Genomic DNA, 18,054 nt, shown 5'->3' with positions numbered 1-18,054 from the left:
GTCGGCGCGGCAAGCCGTATCGGTATGCCGGCCTGATGTCCGGATCAAAATATGGCGGAGCCGGCGCGCCGAAGGCAACGGGATTACGCCGGAATATCGGGAACCAGCTGCATCTTCAGCAGGGAAATATGATCCTTCAGTTGCAGCTTGCGCTTCTTCAGGCGGCGCAACTGGAGGTCTTCCGCACGCGGATCGCGCATGAGCAAGTCGATCACACTGTCGAGGTCGCGGTGTTCGACCTCGAGTTCGATGATACGGCGCTGGATGTCTTCGCGATGCGTGCTGGTCATAATGAATGGCTGAATGCGTATCTGGCTTCAGGCCGGAAGCGGCGGCCGATACGCTGTCAACGCGCGGCCCGACCTTGCTTCCGGGGAAATGAGTGCTGGGGCCTGTTAACAATGCCTGTAAATGCTGACAGGCCCTAGTGTAATCCAGCCCTGTCGCGCCAACAATCGCCCGTGGGGGCGCCGCCCTTACTTGGCAGCAGGCGGCGTCCCGGATTGCGCCTCGCGCTTTTTGCGTTCGGCGCGCTCGCGCTCGTTCTCGGCCTTCTTGCGCTCCACCTCCAGGCGATGGGCTTCCGCCTCCTTGATGCGCTGCTCGCGGGCGGCCGCATTGGCTGCGCGTTCGGGCGCGCGGGCCGCTTCTTCCGCCTGTTGCTGCCGCATCCTGGCCTCATGCTCCCGGATACGGTAGTCCGCCGGCTGCCCCTGGCTTTGGTCGATGCGCTGTTGCACCTGCTGGCGCTTGGCGTCGCTATCCTGCACCTTGCGCGCGGAATCCGCTTCTTTCTGCTTCTGTTCCTGCAGGCGGCGCGCGGAGTCCTCTTGGTCCTTCTTGCGCTGTTCGGCCAGGGCCTCGTCGCGCTCGTCCACATTCGCCTGGCGCTGGTAGGTGTTGGCTTCGATCTCCACCTGCTTGATGCGGCTTTCAGCCATCCGCTTGCGCTCCTTGGCATCTTCCAGGCAGGACGTCACCAGGAACTTTTGATAGCAGGCGCGCTGGTCGACGATGTAGCGCACGCCGAGCGCATCCCGGTCCTGAGCCGCCTCGGCCAATGCCTTTTCCGCGACCTCGCGGGATTTGATCGAGCCGGCCGGATAGCGCTCGGTAATCGGCGCGCGCGCCTCCAGCGCCTCCAATGCCGACCTGGACATGGGCGCCTGGCCCGCGGCAGGAGCCTGGCGATCCGTGGGCGCGGCAGTCTGCGCCGAACTCCATCCGGCGCCCAGCATCAGCGCCAGGCCGCAAAGAAAACGGGAAACGCCATTGGCATCAGCGAAGAAACCTTGCATGTAATTCTTGCCCATCTTGGTATGGTTCATGACAGCCGGTCGGCCACAATGCGGCGATCCGCCTCCAAATACTCTTTCGACTGCATCTCAATGATACGTGAAACGGTACGGTGAAACTCATTGGACAGGGTACCGACGGTGTAAAGCTCGTCCGGCTCCACCGCCGCCGACATGATCAGCTTGACCTTGTGGTCGTAGAACACGTCGATCAACCAGGTGAAACGGCGCGCCTCCGACGACATCGCCGCCGACATGCGCGGGATGCCGGACAGGATCACCGTCTGGAACTGGCTGGCCAGCTCCAGGTAGTCGTTCTGCGAGCGCGGGCCGCCGCACAAGGTCGCGAAATCGAACCAGATGGCGCTGCCGGCGCGGCGCAGCGCACGGATTTCGCGCGCCTCGATATGCACGCGCGGATCTTCGTCGGCGGTCTCGGCCACGGCGGCGAAGGCCTGGCGCAGCTCTTCATCGGTCTGCGCGCCGAGCGGCGTGTGATAGACCTTGACTTGCTCCAGCACGCGCTTGCGGTAGTCGATGCCGGCATCGATGTTCATGACATCCAGTTTTTCCTTGAGCAGCGCAATGGTCGGCAGCATGCGGTCGCGGTGCAAGCCGTCCGGGTACAGCGTTCCCGGCTCGTAGTTGGACGTCATCACGAAGGACACGCCGTTGTCGAACAGGCCCTTGAGCAGGTTGTAGAGGATCATCGCATCGGCGATGTCGGAGACGTGGAATTCGTCGAAGCAGATCAGGCGGTACTTCTTGGCGATGCGTTTGGCGACCTCATCCAGCGGATCGGCAATGCCCTTCAATTCGTCCAGCTGGCGGTGCACGTCGCGCATGAATTCATGGAAATGCAGGCGCGTCTTGCGCACCACCGGCACCACCGAATAGAAGCTGTCCATCAGGAACGACTTGCCGCGCCCCACCCCGCCCCACATGTACACGCCGCGCGGCACCGCCGGCCGGCTGATCAGGCGCTTGAAGGCCGACGCGCGCTGCGCCTTGTAGGCCACCCATTCCTCATACGCCTGCTGCAAGCGGGCGATCGCGCGCAATTGCGCTTCATCCGAGCCATAGCCGCGCTCGGCCAGCGAGTGTTCGTAGAATTGACGGACATCCATAGGAAATTCTCTTAAAACAAAAATGGGCGAGCCAGGCTCGCCCATTGCAGCAACAAATCAATGCTCAGCAATACGCGTGGGGCGTATTGTCGCATTGATCGCGCATCAGAAGTTCAGCGCGCGCTTGTCGACCGCCAGCGCCGCCTCCTTGGTCGCCTCGGACAGCGACGGGTGGGCGTGGCAGATACGGGCGATGTCTTCCGAAGAAGCGCGGAACTCCATGGCGACCACGGCTTCGGCAATCAGCTCCGACGCCATCGGGCCGACGATGTGCACGCCCAGGATTTCATCGGTCTTGGCATCGGCCAGGAACTTGACCATGCCCGAGGTATCGCCCAGCGCGCGTGCGCGGCCGTTGGCCAGGAACGGGAAGGTGCCTGCCTTGTACTGCACGCCTTCGGCCTTCAGTTGTTGCTCGGTCTTGCCGACCCAGGCGATTTCCGGCGAGGTGTAGATGACCCAGGGGATGGTGTTGAAGTTGACGTGGCCGTGCTGGCCGGCGATTCGCTCGGCCACCGCAACGCCTTCTTCCTCCGCCTTGTGCGCCAGCATCGGGCCGCGCACCACGTCGCCCACCGCCCACACGTTGGGCAGGTTGGTCTTGCAGTCGCCGTCGACGGCGATGAAGCCGCGTTCATCGAGCTTCAGGCCGACGCCTTCGGCGTTCAGGCCGATGGTGTTGGGGGTGCGGCCGATGGAGACGATCAGCTTGTCGAACTCGCCCTTTTGCGCGTCGCCCTTGCTGTCGGTGTACTCGACGGTGACGCCCTTCTTGCCCGCCTTGATCTCGCCGATCTTCACGCCCAGGCTCACGTTCAGGCCTTGCTTGGTCAGCAGCTTCTGTGCTTCCTTGGCGATCTGCTCATCGACTGCGCCCAGGAATGCCGGCAGCGCTTCCAGCACGGTCACTTCCGCGCCCAGGCGGCGCCATACCGAGCCCATTTCCAGGCCGATCACGCCGGCGCCGATCACGCCCAGTTTCTTCGGCACTTCGGTAATGGCCAGCGCGCCGGTGTTGGACAGGATCAGTTGTTCGTCGAACGGCACGCCCGGCAGTGCGCGGGCGTTGGAACCGGTAGCGACGATCACGTGCTTGGCGGTGACGGTTTCTTCGGCCGCGCCCGCAACCTTGATCTCATAGCCGTTGGCGTCGCCCTTGACGAAGGAGCCGCGGCCGTGGAAGAAGGCGACCTTGTTCTTCTTGAACAGGTACAGGATGCCGTCGTTGTTCTGCTTGACCACGGTGTTCTTGCGGCCCAGCATCTTATCCAGGTTCAGGCCCAGGCCCTTGACCTCGATGCCGTGCTCCGCGAAACCGTGGCTGGCATGCTCATAGTGCTCGGACGATTGCAGCAGCGCCTTGGACGGGATGCAACCGACGTTGGTGCAGGTGCCGCCCGGCGCCGGGCCGCCCTTGTCGTTCTTCCACTCGTCGATGCAAGCGGTGTTGAAACCCAGCTGGGCTGCGCGGATGGCGGCGATGTAACCGCCAGGGCCGCCACCGATGACGACCACGTCAAAATTCTTGCTCATGTTTTTTCCAATCTTGTCTATCGCGGACATGTATTCCGCGGATACAAAAAAGGCGCTGAAAAGAAAAGGTTTTCAGCGCCGATCCGGCTCTGTGGGCTGTCGGGCAGGCGTAGCGAGCGAGCCGAGGTCGTCGAGAGAAGCGCAGCCGTACTGAAGTACGGCGAGCATCGCATCGGCGAGATCGGTTCGCGCAGTAGCCTGCCCGGCAGTCATTAGAGATCGAGCAGGAGGCGTGCGGGATCTTCCAGCGCTTCCTTGATCGCCACCAGCGACAGGACGGCTTCACGGCCGTCGATGATGCGGTGGTCGTAGGACAGCGCGAAGTAGTTCATCGGACGGATCACGATCTGGCCGTTCTCAACCACGGCGCGATCCTTGGTGGCGTGGATGCCCAGGATCGCCGACTGCGGCGGGTTGATGATCGGGGTCGACAGCATCGAGCCGAAGGTGCCGCCGTTGGAGACGGTGAAGGTGCCGCCCGACAGTTCTTCGATCGACAGCTTGCCGTCCTTGGCCTTCTGGCCGAATTCGCCGATCTTCTTCTCGATGTCGGCGATCGACATCTGGTCGGCGTCGCGCAGGACAGGAACCACCAGGCCGCGCGGCGAGCCGACGGCCACGCCGATGTCGAAGTAGCCGTGGTAGACGATGTCGTTGCCGTCAACCGAAGCGTTGACGATCGGGTACTTCTTCAGCGCGTGCACCACCGCCTTGACGAAGAAGGACATGAAGCCCAGCTTGACGCCGTGTTCCTTCTCGAACTTGTCCTTGTACTTGTTGCGCAGGTCGATGACCGGCTGCATGTTGATTTCGTTGAAGGTGGTCAGGATGGCGTTGGTCGCTTGCGATTGCAGCAGGCGCTCGGCCACGCGAGCGCGCAGGCGGCTCATCGGCACGCGCTGTTCCGGACGGTTTTCCAGGCCGGCTGCCACCGGTGCGGCAACTGCTGCCAGCGCCGGTTTGGCGGCTGCGGCAGGCGCTGCCGACGGTGCGGACAGGGCGCCCAGCACATCGCCCTTGGTCACGCGGCCATCCTTGCCGGTGCCGGTGACTTGCGAAGTCGACAGGTTGTTGTCGGCCAGCAGCTTGGCGGCGGCCGGCATGGCGACGCTGCCCTTGTTGGCAGGTTCGGCGGCAGCGGCGGCGGGCGCTGCGGCTTGCGGCGCCACAGCGGCGGCGGCGGCAGGAGCGCCGGCTTGGGCCGACGCTTCGGTATCGAGGATGGCGATGACTTCGCCGGCGACGACGGTAGCGCCGTCAGCCTTGATGATCTGGGTGATCACGCCTGCGTCCGGGGCCGGCAGTTCCAGCACGACCTTGTCGGTTTCGATGTCGATCAGGTTTTCGTCGCGTGCAACTTGTTCGCCCACTTTCTTATGCCACTGCAGCAGGGTAGCTTCAGCGACGGATTCTGATAATTGCGGGACTTTTACTTCGATTTGAGCCATTTAGTTCTCCGATTCGGGTAATTCGTTTTAATGAAACGCAGGCGCGCTACCCTCGCAGCGCACCTGGTTTGCAACAATGATTATTTGGTCAGGACAAAGCCCTTGAGCTTCGAGAATGCAGTTTCGATCAGCGCCTTCTGCTGTGCGTAGTGCTTGTCGTAGTAACCCACGGCAGGCGACGCGCTGGCCGGACGGCCTGCATAAGCCAGCTTTTGACCTTCGGACAGGTTCTCGAAGATGTTGTGCTGGATCTGCAGCCATGCGCCCTGGTTCTGCGGCTCGTCCTGGGTCCACACCAGTTCGTTGAAGTTCGGGAACTGCTTGAGGGCAGCGGCGAACGCCTTGTGCGGGAACGGGTACAACTGCTCGACGCGGATGATGGCGGTGTCGGTCTGGCCGCGTTCCTTACGGGCGTTGACCAGGTCGTAGTAGACCTTGCCCGAGCAGGCGATCACGCGCTTGACCTTCTTGGCATCGATGGATTCGTCGACTTCCGGGATCACGGTCTGGAACGAACCCTTGGCCAGGTCGGACAGCGGCGAACCGGCATCCTTGTTACGCAGCAGCGACTTGGGCGTCATGATGATCAGCGGCTTGCGGAACAGGCGGATCATCTGGCGGCGCAGCAGGTGGAAGATCTGCGCGGCGGTGGTGGGCTGCACCACTTGCATGTTGTTGTCTGCGCACAGCTGCAGGTAACGCTCCAGGCGCGCCGAGGAGTGCTCGGGGCCCTGGCCTTCATAGCCGTGCGGCAGCATCTGCACCAGGCCCGAAGCGCGGCCCCACTTCACTTCGCCGGAGCTGATGAACTGGTCCATCACGACCTGGGCGCCGTTGGCGAAGTCGCCGAACTGGGCTTCCCAGATGGTCAGGGTGTTGGGTTCGGCGGTGGAATAACCGTATTCGAAGCCCAGCACCGCTTCTTCCGACAGCACGGAGTCGATGACGGTGAAGGTCGACTGGTTTTCGGCGACGTTTTGCAGCGGCACATAGGTGCCGGCATCCCAACGCTCGCGGTTCTGGTCGTGCAGCACGGCGTGGCGGTGCACGAAAGTGCCGCGGCCGGCATCCTGGCCGGTCAGGCGCACGGCATAGCCGGACGACACCAGCGACGCGTAGGCCAGGTGTTCGCCCATGCCCCAGTCCAGGTTCATTTCGCCGCGGGCCATGGCGGCGCGGTCGTTGATGACCTTCTCGACCAGCGAGTGGGCCTTGAAGCCTTCGGGGATGGTGGTGATCTTGGCGCCCAGGCGCTTCAGTTCAGCCAGCGGCACGGCGGTTTCGGCCGCGTCGGTCCACTTGCGGTTCAGGAACGGCAGCCAGTCGACCGCGTACTTGCTCTTGAAGTTGGTCAGCACCGGATCGATGGTGTGCTTGCCGGCGTCCATCGCGGCGCGGAAGGCCTTGACCAGCTCCTCGCCGCCGTTGGCGGCGATGGTGCCCTGGGCTGCCAGCTTGTCGGCGTACAGCTTGCGGGTACCCGGATGCTGGGCGATCTTCTTGTACATCAGCGGCTGGGTCAGCGCCGGGGTGTCTTGCTCGTTGTGGCCCAGTTTGCGGAAGCAGATGATGTCGACCACGATGTCCTTCTTGAACTTCATGCGGTAGTCGACGGCGATCTGGGTCGCGAACACGACGGCTTCCGGGTCGTCGCCGTTGACGTGCAGCACCGGGGCCTCGATCATCTTGACCACGTCCGAGCAGTACAGCGTCGAACGGGAGTCGCGCGGATCGGAGGTGGTGAAGCCGATCTGGTTGTTGATCACGATGTGCACGGTACCGCCGGTACCGTAGCCGCGGGTCTGCGCCAGGTTCAGGGTTTCCATCACGACGCCCTGGCCGGCGAAGGCGGCGTCGCCGTGCACCAGGATCGGCAGCACTTGCGAGCCGTCCTTGTCGCCGCGGCGATCCATGCGCGCCTTGACCGAGCCTTCCACCACCGGGTTGACGATTTCCAGGTGCGACGGGTTGAACGCCAGCGACAGGTGGACCGGGCCGCCAGGAGTCGAGACGTCGGACGAGAAGCCCTGGTGGTACTTGACGTCGCCGGCCGGCAGGTCATCAGCGTGATGGCCTTCGAATTCGGAGAACAGTTCCTGCGGGGTCTTGCCCAGGATGTTGACCAGCACGTTCAGGCGGCCGCGGTGGGCCATGCCGATCACGATTTCCTGCACGCCGTTTTCGCCGGCGCGCTGGATGGTCTCATCCAGGGAGGCGATGAAGCTTTCGCCGCCTTCCAGCGAGAAGCGCTTCTGGCCGACGTACTTGGTGTGGAGATAGCGCTCCAGGCCTTCGGCCGCGGTCAGGCGTTCCAGGATGTGCTTTTTCTTCTCGGCCGAGAAGCTGGGCGCGGCGCGGGTCGGCTCCAGGCGCTCTTCCAGCCAGCGCACTTCGGCCATGTCCGAGATGTAGGTGAATTCGGCGCCGATGGAGCGCGTGTAGGTGTCGCGCAGCATCTGCAGCAAGTCGCGCAGCGATGCGGTCTCAGGGCCGAAGTAGGTGTTGTTGATGTTGAACACGATATCCATGTCGGCATCGGTGAAGCCGTAGAAGGATGGATCGAGTTCGGGGATATTGGGGCGTTCCTGGCGCTGCAGCGGATCCAGGTTGGCGAAGCGGGAACCGAGGTCGCGGTAGCCGGCGATCAGCTGGGTGGCAGCGACGCGCTTGCGGCCCATGTCGGAGTCGGCGGAGGCGATGACGGTGCGGATCGGACCTTGCTTGGCGCGCTCGGCGAACGAGGCGATGACGGGTGCGTGGGCGACGTCGGGACGGTTCGAGCCATCGGTGGCGGGAACGTGCTGGACGGCGTCGAAGTAGGCGCGCCAGTTGTCGGGGACGGATCCGGGATTGTCGAGATAGGCTTCGTACAGTTCTTCCAGGTACGGAGCATTCCCACCGAAGAGGTAGGAGTTGATGTTGTATTGCTCGTAGAGCTTTGTCATTTGCTCACCTTTCTTCGCGTTTCGCGAGATTAGCGGGTTTCTACACCTTCCGCGACACGGCCTGACCGGTTAGCGGATTGCATCAAGTTGTGGGGAAGGACCTTGTTGCCTATATGAACTTCTGTATCAGAACCCATTGCATCGGCAGGCGCCAGCGCCTGCCGATGCAATGAGCTCTACTAGGGTCGTCCAGTCAGGGCTACGGAATTATATATCCTTCTCCCCAATAAAAAAGCGAATCCCTCAGGATTCGCTTTTTTATTTGCTGCGGCTTGCGCGGGGCGTTTCAAACCGCCAACAGCGGCCTGAAGCGCCGCGCCGGCCCCTACCGCCCCGATCGCGGGACAAACAGGAACCCGACGCACGCTCGTCCGTTGTTGCCAGCCGGCCAACTCCGCCCCGGCTAGCTCCCGGCGTTCGTTCAGCGCTTGTCGATCGGCGCCACATCGCGGCGCGGCGAACCGACGAACAACTGGCGCGGACGGCCGATCTTTTGCTCCGGATCCGAGATCATTTCGTTCCACTGCGCGATCCAGCCGACGGTACGGGCCATGGCGAAGATGCAGGTGAACATCGAAGTCGGGATGCCCAGCGCGCGTTGCACGATGCCCGAGTAGAAGTCGACGTTCGGGTACAGCTTGCGCGACACGAAGTAGTCGTCTTCCAGCGCGATCTTTTCCAGCTCCATGGCCAGCTTGAACAGCGGGTCGTCGTGCAGGCCCAGCTCGTTCAGGACTTCGTAGCAGGTTTCACGCATCAGCTTGGCGCGCGGATCGTAATTCTTGTAGACGCGGTGGCCGAAGCCCATCAGCTTGACGCCGGAGTTCTTGTCCTTGACCTGCTTGATGAACTCGGGGATCTTGTCGACCGAACCGATGCTCTCCAGCATGGTCAGCGCGGCTTCGTTGGCGCCGCCGTGCGCCGGGCCCCACAGGCAGGCGATGCCGGCGGCGATACATGCGAACGGGTTGGCGCCCGACGAGCCCGACAGGCGCACGGTCGAGGTCGATGCGTTCTGCTCGTGATCGGCGTGCAGGATCAGGATGCGGTCCAGCGCGCGCACCAGCACGTCGTTGACCTTGTATTCCTCGCACGGGTTGGCGAACATCATGCGCATGAAGTTGGCGCTATACGACAGGTCGTTGCGCGGATACACGAACGGCTGGCCGATGTTGTACTTGTATGCCATCGCCACCAGGGTCGGCAGCTTGGCGATCATGCGGATGGCCGACACGTCACGGTGGACCGGATTGCTGATGTCCAGCGAATCATGGTAGAAGGCCGACAGCGCGCCCACGGAGCCGGTCAGCACCGCCATCGGGTGCGCGTCGCGGCGGAAACCGCGGAAGAAGAAGTTCATCTGCTCGTGGACCATGGTGTGCTGGGTCACGGTATTGACGAATTCGGTCTTCTGGGCGGCATTGGGCAGCTCGCCGTGCAGCAGCAGGTAGCAGGTTTCCAGGAAATCGCAATTCACTGCCAGTTGTTCGATCGGATAACCGCGATACAGCAGCTCGCCCTTGTCGCCGTCGATGTAGGTGATCGAGGAGTTGCAGGCTGCGGTCGACATGAAACCCGGATCGTAGGTGAACTTGCCGGTGCCGGCGTACAGCTTGCGGATATCAATCACGTCAGGGCCGATGGTGCCCTTGTAGACAGGAAAATCTACGGATGGAGACCCGTCGGAGAACGACAGGGTAGCTTTGATATCGGTATTAGACATAGCTTTTCCTTTTGCTGGGATGGTGAAACCGTTAATCAAAACCGCGACCGCGTTGCCTGGCGGCATCCGTGATCCGATGCGCTGGGTGGCGTGAAAAAAGCAGGCCGCGTTCGAGCAAAATCCGTCTGGCTTGTGGCCAGGCGCAAAATCAGGCCGTACGCAGTTTTTGCAACAACGTGTGCACGTGCGGCAGGTCAACTGCCGCCTCCGGCTCCTTGCGAGCCAGCAGCAAGTCCATCAGGTCGTTGTCGGACAGGTCCATCAGCCGCGAAAACGCATCGACCTCTTCGTCGCTCATCCCGGCCTCGTTGGCATCGAGATAGCGCGTCAAGATCAGATCGTTCTCCAGCAAGCCTCGGCGTGCTCGCCAGCGCAGTCGTGCGCGCTTTGCCGGATCATCCTGGTGACGGGTAGTCATGAACTCGCTCACTTCTATACTTTTCATCTTTAATACTACCGAATCCCGGCGTTCCGTGTTCGGCAGCGGGAAGCCCCTGTACCCTGCTTCCCGTTTCGAACCGTCCGCGGCCCGGCTGGGCAGCGCCGCGGGCGGCTCGTACTGCTTCCTTGCCGCTTAAACCGCGCGGCGCACCATCAGTTCCTTGATCTTGCCGATGGCCGCGTTGGGGTTCAATCCCTTCGGGCAGACATCGACGCAGTTCATGATGGAACGGCAACGGAACAGGCGGTACGGGTCTTCCAGGTTGTCCAGGCGGGCGCCGGTGGCTTCGTCGCGGCTGTCGGCGATGAAGCGGTAGGCTTGCAGCAGGCCGGCCGGGCCGACGAACTTGTCCGGATTCCACCAGAACGACGGGCACGACGTCGAGCAGCAGGCGCACAGGATGCACTCGTACACGCCGTCGAGCTCCTCACGCTGCTCGGGCGACTGCAGGCGCTCCTTCTCGGGCGGGATGCTGTCGTTGATCAGGTAAGGCTTGATCGAATCGTACTGCTTGAAGAAGTTGGTCATGTCGACGATCAGGTCGCGGATGACCGGCAGGCCCGGCAACGGCTTGAGAACGATGGGTTCGGTCAGCTCGTTCAGGTTGGTGATGCAGGCCAGGCCGTTCTTGCCGTTGATGTTCATCGCGTCCGAACCGCACACGCCTTCGCGGCAGGAGCGGCGCAGCGCCAGCGAGTCGTCCACATCGGCCTTGATGCGCTGCAAGGCGTCGAGCAGCATCTTGTCGGTGGGCTTCAACTCGACCGTCAGGTCCTGCATGTACGGCTTCTCGTCCTTGTCCGGATCGTAACGGTAGATTTTGAATTTCAAAGTGCGAGTCATGTTGCGACCTCTTAGAAAGTACGTGCTTTAGGTTTAAATGTCTCGACGGTCAGCGGCTGCATGTTGACCGGCTTGTAGTCGAGACGATTCCCCTCGGAGAACCACAGCGTGTGCTTGAGCCAGTTCACGTCGTCGCGTTGCTCGTAGTCGCTGTGCGCATGGGCGCCGCGCGATTCCTTGCGGGCGGCGGCCGATGTGATGGTGGCCTTGGCGGTTTCGATCAGGTTGTCCAGCTCCAGCGCTTCCTGGCGGGCGGTGTTGAACACCTTGGACTTGTCCTTGAACGAGACATGCTTGCGGCGCTCGTCGAGCTCCATGATCTTCTTGACGCCTTCCTGCAGCAGCGCATCGGTACGGAACACGCCGCAATACTTCTGCATGGTGGCGCGGATGTCGTTGGCGACGTCCTGCACGCGCTCCGAACCGGTGCTGTTTTCCATGCGCGCGATGCGTTCGAGCGAACGGTCCAGCGCGCCGGCCGGGATCGGCTTGTGGCTCTGGTTTTGCAGATTGCTGCCGACGATGTGGTTGCCCGCTGCGCGGCCGAACACCACCAGGTCCAGCAGCGAGTTGGTGCCCAGGCGGTTGGCGCCGTGCACCGAGACGCAAGCGCATTCGCCGATGGCGTACATGCCCTGCACCACTTCCTTTTGCGAGCCGCCCTTGGGCACGACCACCTGGCCGTACACGTTGGTCGGGATACCGCCCATCTGGTAGTGGATGGTCGGCACGACAGGGATCGGTTCCTTGGTCGCGTCGACGTTGGCGAACTTGTGCGCGATTTCCAGGATCGACGGCAGGCGCTTCTTGATGGTGTCGGCGCCGATGTGGCGCAGATCCAGCAAGACGTGGTCCTTGTGCGGACCGACGCCGCGGCCTTCCTTGATTTCCTGGTCCATCGAGCGCGAGACGAAGTCGCGCGGCGCCAGGTCCTTCAAGGTCGGCGCATAGCGCTCCATGAAGCGTTCGCCGTTGCTGTTGATCAGGATGCCGCCTTCGCCGCGCACGCCTTCGGTGATCAGCACGCCGGCGCCGGCCACGCCGGTCGGGTGGAATTGCCAGAACTCCATGTCCTGCAGCGGCAGGCCGGCGCGTGCCGCCATGCCCATGCCGTCGCCGGTGTTGATGAAGGCGTTGGTCGATGCCGCCCAGATACGGCCGGCGCCGCCGGTGGCGAACAGGGTCGCCTTGGCGTGCAGCATCATGATTTCGCCGGTTTCCATTTCCAGCGCGACCACGCCGAGGACGTCACCCTCTTCGTTGCGGATGATGTCCAGCGCCATCCACTCGACGAAGAAGTGGGTCTTGGCGCGCACGTTACGCTGGTACAACGTGTGCAGCAGCGCGTGACCGGTACGGTCGGCGGCGGCACAGGCGCGCTGCACCGGCTTTTCGCCGAAGTTGGCGGTATGGCCGCCGAACGGACGCTGATAGATGGTGCCGTCGGGATTGCGGTCGAACGGCATGCCGAAGTGTTCCAGCTCGTACACCGCCTTGGGCGCTTCGCGGCACATGAATTCGATGGCGTCCTGGTCGCCCAGGTAGTCCGACCCCTTGACGGTGTCGAACATGTGCCAGTACCAGTTGTCTTCCGACATGTTGCCCAGCGAAGCGCCGATGCCGCCCTGGGCGGCCACGGTGTGCGAGCGGGTCGGGAAGACCTTGGACAGCACGGCCACGTTCAGGCCGGCCTCGGCCAGTTGCAGGGAGGCGCGCATGCCGGAACCGCCGGCGCCGACGATGACCGCGTCAAAGCGGCGGGTAGTGATTGTGGATTTGATAGCAGCCACGATTTACATTCTCCACAGAATCTGCGCGGCATAGCCGGCGCAACCGATCAGCCACAGGATCGTGGCAACTTGCAAGACCAGGCGCAGGGCGACCGGCTTGACGTAATCCATCCAGATATCGCGCACGCCGATCCAGGCGTGGAAGAACAGCGCCATGAGCGTGACGAAGGTGGCGATCTTGAACCATTGGTGCGAGAACAGCGCGCCCCAGCCTTCATAGCTGAAATGCACGGAGGTGAAGAAGCACACCAGCAAGATCACGGTGTAGACAGCCATCACGACTGCGGTGGCGCGCTGCGCGAGCCAGTCGCGCAGGCCATAGTGGGCGCCGACGACGAGGCGCTTGGAACCGATATTGTTATCCATGTTTAGAATGCTCCGAACAGTTTCAATGCAACCAGGATCATCAGCGCGATGCTGACGACCAGAACGCCGGCCGACGACTTGCGCGCGCTGTCCTTGTCCAGGCCGATATGGTTGTCCATGATCAGGTGGCGGATGCCGGCGCAGAAGTGGTGAAGATAAGCCCAGGACAGGGCGAGGATGACCAGCTTGACGCACCAGTTGGAGGCGATGCCCTTGAGATGCTCGAAAGTGCCCTCGGAGAGCAGGCTGTTATCCAGCAGATACAGGATAAAAGGCAGCATCAGGAACAGGAACAGCCCGCTGACGCGGTGCATGATCGACACCAGCGCAGCCAGCGGCATACGGTAACCAGCAATTTGGGTAAGGTGTATGTTACGAAATTGCGGCCGTTGTGGTTTAGCGGCTTCAGACATACAAGGTTCTCCTCAGATTAAAACAATCTTGCAATTTTCGCCTATTTTACAAATCGTCACCAACATTATTCCGCTTCGCAGCACAGCCAAATGGGGAGCCACTGCCCCCTTCCGCCCAGGGGACGCGCCCCGCAGGACGTCAGCTCAGTTCGCTCTGGTAATGATGATTTGTCGTCAAATACAGGCCGCGCCGCATTTCCACCGGCTTGTCGCCGTAGGTAAATGAAGCGCGCTCCACACTCAACAACGGCGTGTCGGGCGGAACCCCCAGGATTTCCGCAGATTCAGGATCCGCCGCCACGGCACGGATGCGCTCCTCGGCGCGGATCATGCGGGTCCCGAATTCCGACTCGAACAGGCCATACAACGGCCCTTTGTATTCCACCAGGCGTTCAGCCGTCAGCCCCTTGAAGATCACGCCAGGGAGCCAGATTTCTTCGAGGATGATGGGAACGCCATTGAAGTACTTGACCCGCCGGATAAAGATGACCGAGTCGCCGGATTTCACATCCAGCTGCCTCGCCACTTCGGCGGATGCGCGCACGCGCTTGACTTCGATAATCTTGTTTTCCGGACGCTGCGGCTCGTCGCTGTCGGCCATCAGGCGGAGGAAGCGGAATTGGGCCTGCGTTTCATGATGGGTGGCAACGAACGTCCCCTTGCCCTGGCGCCGCACCACGAGGTTTTCCGCCGCCAGCTCATCGATGGCCTTGCGCACCGTTCCCTGGCTGACCTTGAAACGGTTGCCCAGCTCGACTTCGCTGGGGATCAATTCGCCCGGCTTCCACTCGCCGGCCTCGAGGCGCTGCATGATGAGCGCCTTGATCTGCTGGTACAGCGGACTGAAGGTCGGCGCGGGGCCGGCAACACCCGATCCCACGCCTTGCGCGTCACCGTTGTTCGAATTGGGCAGGATCGAGCTCATAACCCCGAATTTCACCACAAAACCACATCCGGCGTCCAGCAAAAATGATGCAATAATATGTCTTATATAAGACATAAGATATTGATTGACACGCGTCCTCCGCAGGCCTACACTCGCGAGCAACCTGAAAAGCCGCAACGCAGACGCGACGCGCGCTTCCGGCCAATCAACGATAACGAGAATCGATTGCATTTAGACCCTCTGGATTCCGCATTTTTATGCGAGCCGGACATGAGTGCGACGGTTTTTTGCGTGGCCGGCGGCGCTGCCCGCGAAAGCGACTGACTGCCTTCGTTTTCGACGGTATCATGGCGGTCTAACAAGAATTTGAGGAACACGCGCAAGACATCTTGCGCAAACAAGAAGCAACCGCAGACGGCCCTGCCGCGCCTTACGCGACGCGACCGCAACGTGCGCTTCGATGCAGTCCGGAATGCTTTTTTTCATCACCTCTTTGGAGATTCAACATGGCTAAAGCCCCCAAGCGTGTTGCCGTCACCGGCGCCGCCGGTCAAATCGGTTACTCCCTGCTGTTCCGCATCGCCAACGGCGACCTGCTCGGCAAAGACCAGCCGGTCATCCTGCAATTGCTGGAAATCCCTGATGAAAAAGCGCAGAAGGCGCTCAAGGGCGTCATCATGGAAATCGACGACTGCGCCTTCCCGCTGCTGGCCGGCGTGACCGCCCACAGCGATCCGCTGACCGCGTTCAAGGATGCCGACATCGCCCTGCTGGTCGGCGCCCGTCCCCGCGGCCCCGGCATGGAGCGCAAGGACCTGCTGGAAGCCAACGCCCAGATCTTCACCGTGCAGGGCAAGGCGCTGGACGCCGTGGCTTCGCGCGACGTCAAGGTGCTGGTGGTCGGCAACCCGGCCAACACCAACGCCTACATCGCCATGAAGTCGGCTCCCAACCTGCCGGCCAAGAACTTCACCGCCATGCTGCGCCTGGACCACAACCGCGCGCTGTCGCAAGTGGCCGCCAAGATCGGCAAGCCGGTCTCCGCCATCGAAAAGCTGTGCGTGTGGGGTAACCACTCGCCGACCATGTACGCCGACTACCGCTTCGCCACCGCTGACGGCAAGTCCGTGAAGGACACCATCAACGACCAGGAATGGAACGCCAACGTGTTCCTGCCGACCGTCGGCAAGCGCGGCGCGGCCATTATCGAAGCGCGCGGCCTGTCCTCGGCGGCATCGGCTGCCAACGCGGCGATCGACCACGTGCGCGACTGGGTGCTGGGCACCAACGGCAAGTGGACCACCATGGGCATCCCGTCCGACGGTTCCTACGGCATCCCCGAAGGCACCATGTTCGGCTTCCCGGTGACCACCGAAAACGGCGAGTACAAGATCGTCCAGGGCCTGGAAATCGACGCATTCTCGCAAGAGCGCATCAACATCACTCTCAAAGAGTTGCTGGAAGAGCGCGAAGGCGTCAAGCACCTGGTCGGCTAATTAAGCGACTGCAGCGCGGCGTGCGGCTTGCCGCCGCCGCGCAGTTCTCACTGAATACACAACCATTCATTCCGCAGCAATGCATCCCTCCCAGGTCTTGTTCCCAGGTGCGCAGCAACCGGTTTCGCTTCCGGTTTGCGATCACTACGCCGGCTCCGAAAAGCTGATGCGCAAGTCGATCGCCCTGCAGCAGGAACTCGGCCCGGTATTCGACATCACGCTCGACTGCGAGGATGGCGCGGCCGCCGGCAACGAGGCCGCACATGCGCAACTGGTCGCCTCGCTGATCAAGGGTCCCGACAACCGCTACCGCCGCATCGGCGCGCGCGTGCATGACGTCGGCAGCCCGCACTTCGCGCAAGACGTTGCCATCATCTGCTCGGCCGCGGCGCACGAGCTGGCGTTCGTGATGCTGCCCAAGGCCGAGGGCGTCGACGATGTACTGCATGCGCTGGAAACCATCAACCACACCTGCCTTGCGGCCGGGCGCCATGCGCTGCCGCTGCATGTGCTGATCGAGACCCACGGCGCGCTGGCCGATGCATGGAAGATCGCGGCATTGCCGCAGGTCGAATCGCTCTCTTTTGGCGTGATGGATTTCGTCTCCGCACATTACGGCGCGATTCCCAGCGCCGCGATGCGCTCTCCCGGGCAGTTCGACCATCCGCTGGTGCGCCGCGTCAAGCTGGAAATCGCCGCCGCCTGCCATGCCCATGGCAAGACGCCGTCGCACAACGTGACGACCGACATCAGGAATCCCGCCGCCGTCGCCGACGATGCGCGACGCGCGGCGCAAGAGTTCGGCTATACCCGGATGTGGAGCATTCATCCGGACCAGATCAGGCCGATCGTGCATGCCATGTCGCCTTCCGTCGAGGAAGCCGATCAAGCGGCACAAATTTTGCTCAAGGCCCAGGCAGTGCAATGGGGGCCGATCCAGCACGATGGAAATCTGCACGACCGGGCAAGCTATCGTTATTTCTGGTGCATCCTGCAACGCGCCCATGCCGCCGGCGTGGCGCTGCCGCCGCAAGCGGCGCCCTGGTTTGCCGCTGGCAACGCCCCATCAACCTCTCAGCAACCGAATCACCGTCCATGAAAAAACAACTGACCGCAATCGCCCTGCTCGGCGCCCTGTTCGCCGCCGCCGGCCTGCCCGCCGCCCAGGCGCAAACCGCATCGACGCAAACCGCCGCCAAGAAGAAGGTCGTCAAGAAGGCGCCGGCCAAGAAAGCTGCCGCCGCCGCAGCAGCGGCTGTGCCCGCCGCCAAGATGCCGTTCTCGTCGGACGCCGAAGATGACGACAGCGAACCCGAACTGGGCGGCACCCTTTCCGCAGACTTCAACTGCGAGCTGGGCCACAAACTGACCATCTGGAAGAACGCCGACGACGACAAGCATATCGCCCTGCGCTGGAACAAGCGGATCCACCGCCTGACCCGCGTCGCCACCACCACCGGCGCCAACCGCTTCGAGAACCGCAAGGTCGGCCTGGTCTGGATCGGCATCCCCGCCAAGGGCCTGCTGCTTGACTCCAAGAAGGGGCAGCAGTTGGCCAACGAATGCAAGAACGTCGAGCAGCAGGCCGCCACGGCTGCCGCCCCCAACAGCTGACGCAAAACAGGAAGCATCAGGAACCTGGCATTCCTGCCGTAATACAGAGTCAACAGAATCAGGCAGCACCCAGCAGTTTGAACATTGCAGCGCAAACCGGATTCGACTAGCTAACATCACTAATTGCCATCTA

Annotated in this window: 16 protein-coding genes; 3 read left to right on the top strand and 13 right to left on the bottom strand. The window is 62.4% G+C overall.

Annotation, left to right across the window (positions count from 1 at the left end; translation table 11 throughout):
• Positions 1–83: 83 nt before the first annotated feature.
• The 13 genes from FB598_RS15870 to FB598_RS15810 all read right to left on the bottom strand — a co-directional run bounded on the left by FB598_RS15870 (position 84) and on the right by FB598_RS15810 (position 14,850).
• The gene (locus FB598_RS15870; RefSeq protein WP_141916264.1) at positions 84–290 is read right to left on the bottom strand and encodes a YdcH family protein; all 207 of its coding nucleotides are present in this window, start codon (positions 288–290) and stop codon (positions 84–86) included.
• A gap of 186 nt (positions 291–476) precedes the next feature.
• A complete protein-coding gene (locus FB598_RS15865) occupies positions 477–1,328 on the bottom strand; it encodes a hypothetical protein (protein ID WP_370455030.1) in 852 nt (283 codons plus the stop codon).
• On the bottom strand, positions 1,325–2,422 hold the full coding sequence (gene zapE, locus FB598_RS15860; RefSeq protein WP_141916262.1) for a cell division protein ZapE: 1,098 nt from the start codon (positions 2,420–2,422) through the stop codon (positions 1,325–1,327). The genes FB598_RS15865 and zapE overlap by 4 nt, the downstream gene beginning before the upstream one ends.
• 105 nt (positions 2,423–2,527) lie before the next feature.
• Positions 2,528–3,955 carry a dihydrolipoyl dehydrogenase gene (gene lpdA, locus FB598_RS15855; protein WP_141916260.1) on the bottom strand — a complete coding sequence of 476 codons (1,428 nt, stop codon included), beginning with the start codon at positions 3,953–3,955 and terminating at the stop codon, positions 2,528–2,530.
• Between the two features lie 212 nt (positions 3,956–4,167).
• Positions 4,168–5,403 carry a 2-oxoglutarate dehydrogenase complex dihydrolipoyllysine-residue succinyltransferase gene (gene odhB / locus FB598_RS15850; RefSeq protein ID WP_141916259.1) on the bottom strand — a complete coding sequence of 412 codons (1,236 nt, stop codon included), beginning with the start codon at positions 5,401–5,403 and terminating at the stop codon, positions 4,168–4,170.
• Between the two features lie 80 nt (positions 5,404–5,483).
• A complete protein-coding gene (locus tag FB598_RS15845) occupies positions 5,484–8,348 on the bottom strand; it encodes a 2-oxoglutarate dehydrogenase E1 component (RefSeq protein WP_141916256.1) in 2,865 nt (954 codons plus the stop codon).
• A gap of 421 nt (positions 8,349–8,769) precedes the next feature.
• Positions 8,770–10,071, bottom strand: a complete 1,302-nt coding sequence (gltA, locus tag FB598_RS15840; protein WP_141916254.1) for a citrate synthase — start codon at positions 10,069–10,071, stop codon at positions 8,770–8,772.
• A 148-nt stretch (positions 10,072–10,219) separates the two neighbouring features.
• Positions 10,220–10,489, bottom strand: coding sequence for a succinate dehydrogenase assembly factor 2 (locus FB598_RS15835; protein ID WP_050467912.1), 270 nt, complete (start codon positions 10,487–10,489; stop codon positions 10,220–10,222).
• 156 nt (positions 10,490–10,645) lie between these two features.
• Complete coding sequence (locus FB598_RS15830; RefSeq protein WP_141916252.1) at positions 10,646–11,356, bottom strand: succinate dehydrogenase iron-sulfur subunit; 711 nt, start codon at positions 11,354–11,356, stop codon at positions 10,646–10,648.
• A gap of 11 nt (positions 11,357–11,367) precedes the next feature.
• On the bottom strand, positions 11,368–13,146 hold the full coding sequence (gene sdhA / locus FB598_RS15825) for a succinate dehydrogenase flavoprotein subunit (RefSeq protein ID WP_141916250.1): 1,779 nt from the start codon (positions 13,144–13,146) through the stop codon (positions 11,368–11,370).
• 3 nt (positions 13,147–13,149) lie between these two features.
• Positions 13,150–13,512 carry a succinate dehydrogenase, hydrophobic membrane anchor protein gene (sdhD, locus tag FB598_RS15820; RefSeq protein WP_141916248.1) on the bottom strand — a complete coding sequence of 121 codons (363 nt, stop codon included), beginning with the start codon at positions 13,510–13,512 and terminating at the stop codon, positions 13,150–13,152.
• Positions 13,513–13,514: 2 nt separating this feature from the next.
• Positions 13,515–13,925 carry a succinate dehydrogenase, cytochrome b556 subunit gene (gene sdhC / locus FB598_RS15815; RefSeq protein ID WP_141916246.1) on the bottom strand — a complete coding sequence of 137 codons (411 nt, stop codon included), beginning with the start codon at positions 13,923–13,925 and terminating at the stop codon, positions 13,515–13,517.
• A gap of 139 nt (positions 13,926–14,064) precedes the next feature.
• A complete protein-coding gene (locus FB598_RS15810) occupies positions 14,065–14,850 on the bottom strand; it encodes a GntR family transcriptional regulator (protein ID WP_141917026.1) in 786 nt (261 codons plus the stop codon).
• A gap of 467 nt (positions 14,851–15,317) precedes the next feature.
• Here FB598_RS15810 and FB598_RS15805 point away from each other — a divergent pair, with 467 nt between their 5' ends.
• The 3 genes from FB598_RS15805 to FB598_RS15795 all read left to right on the top strand — a co-directional run bounded on the left by FB598_RS15805 (position 15,318) and on the right by FB598_RS15795 (position 17,921).
• A complete protein-coding gene (locus FB598_RS15805) occupies positions 15,318–16,307 on the top strand; it encodes a malate dehydrogenase (protein ID WP_141916244.1) in 990 nt (329 codons plus the stop codon).
• Positions 16,308–16,386: 79 nt separating this feature from the next.
• Positions 16,387–17,406, top strand: a complete 1,020-nt coding sequence (locus FB598_RS15800) for a CoA ester lyase (RefSeq protein WP_141916242.1) — start codon at positions 16,387–16,389, stop codon at positions 17,404–17,406.
• The gene (locus tag FB598_RS15795; protein WP_141916240.1) at positions 17,403–17,921 is read left to right on the top strand and encodes a hypothetical protein; all 519 of its coding nucleotides are present in this window, start codon (positions 17,403–17,405) and stop codon (positions 17,919–17,921) included. The genes FB598_RS15800 and FB598_RS15795 overlap by 4 nt, the downstream gene beginning before the upstream one ends.
• Positions 17,922–18,054: the final 133 nt, after the last annotated feature.

Origin of the sequence: Herbaspirillum sp. SJZ106 (assembly GCF_006715495.1) — a bacterium.
In the GTDB taxonomy this organism is placed as follows: domain Bacteria; phylum Pseudomonadota; class Gammaproteobacteria; order Burkholderiales; family Burkholderiaceae_D; genus Herbaspirillum.
This window is presented reverse-complemented; position numbering and strand designations above follow the sequence as displayed.

Excerpts from the sequence above, each read along its gene's own strand:
- FB598_RS15870 (WP_141916264.1), bottom strand. The coding sequence starts at position 290 with ATGACCAGCACGCATCGCGAAGACATCCAGCGCCGTATCATCGAACTC.
- gltA (WP_141916254.1), bottom strand. The coding sequence starts at position 10,071 with ATGTCTAATACCGATATCAAAGCTACCCTGTCGTTCTCCGACGGGTCT.
- sdhC (WP_141916246.1), bottom strand. The coding sequence starts at position 13,925 with ATGTCTGAAGCCGCTAAACCACAACGGCCGCAATTTCGTAACATACAC.
- FB598_RS15845 (WP_141916256.1), bottom strand. The coding sequence starts at position 8,348 with ATGACAAAGCTCTACGAGCAATACAACATCAACTCCTACCTCTTCGGT.
- FB598_RS15865 (WP_370455030.1), bottom strand. The coding sequence starts at position 1,328 with ATGAACCATACCAAGATGGGCAAGAATTACATGCAAGGTTTCTTCGCT.
- FB598_RS15810 (WP_141917026.1), bottom strand. The coding sequence starts at position 14,850 with ATGAGCTCGATCCTGCCCAATTCGAACAACGGTGACGCGCAAGGCGTG.
- odhB (WP_141916259.1), bottom strand. The coding sequence starts at position 5,403 with ATGGCTCAAATCGAAGTAAAAGTCCCGCAATTATCAGAATCCGTCGCT.
- FB598_RS15805 (WP_141916244.1), top strand. The coding sequence starts at position 15,318 with ATGGCTAAAGCCCCCAAGCGTGTTGCCGTCACCGGCGCCGCCGGTCAA.
- sdhD (WP_141916248.1), bottom strand. The coding sequence starts at position 13,512 with ATGGATAACAATATCGGTTCCAAGCGCCTCGTCGTCGGCGCCCACTAT.
- lpdA (WP_141916260.1), bottom strand. The coding sequence starts at position 3,955 with ATGAGCAAGAATTTTGACGTGGTCGTCATCGGTGGCGGCCCTGGCGGT.
- zapE (WP_141916262.1), bottom strand. The coding sequence starts at position 2,422 with ATGGATGTCCGTCAATTCTACGAACACTCGCTGGCCGAGCGCGGCTAT.
- FB598_RS15795 (WP_141916240.1), top strand. The coding sequence starts at position 17,403 with ATGAAAAAACAACTGACCGCAATCGCCCTGCTCGGCGCCCTGTTCGCC.
- FB598_RS15800 (WP_141916242.1), top strand. The coding sequence starts at position 16,387 with ATGCATCCCTCCCAGGTCTTGTTCCCAGGTGCGCAGCAACCGGTTTCG.
- FB598_RS15830 (WP_141916252.1), bottom strand. The coding sequence starts at position 11,356 with ATGACTCGCACTTTGAAATTCAAAATCTACCGTTACGATCCGGACAAG.
- FB598_RS15835 (WP_050467912.1), bottom strand. The coding sequence starts at position 10,489 with ATGACTACCCGTCACCAGGATGATCCGGCAAAGCGCGCACGACTGCGC.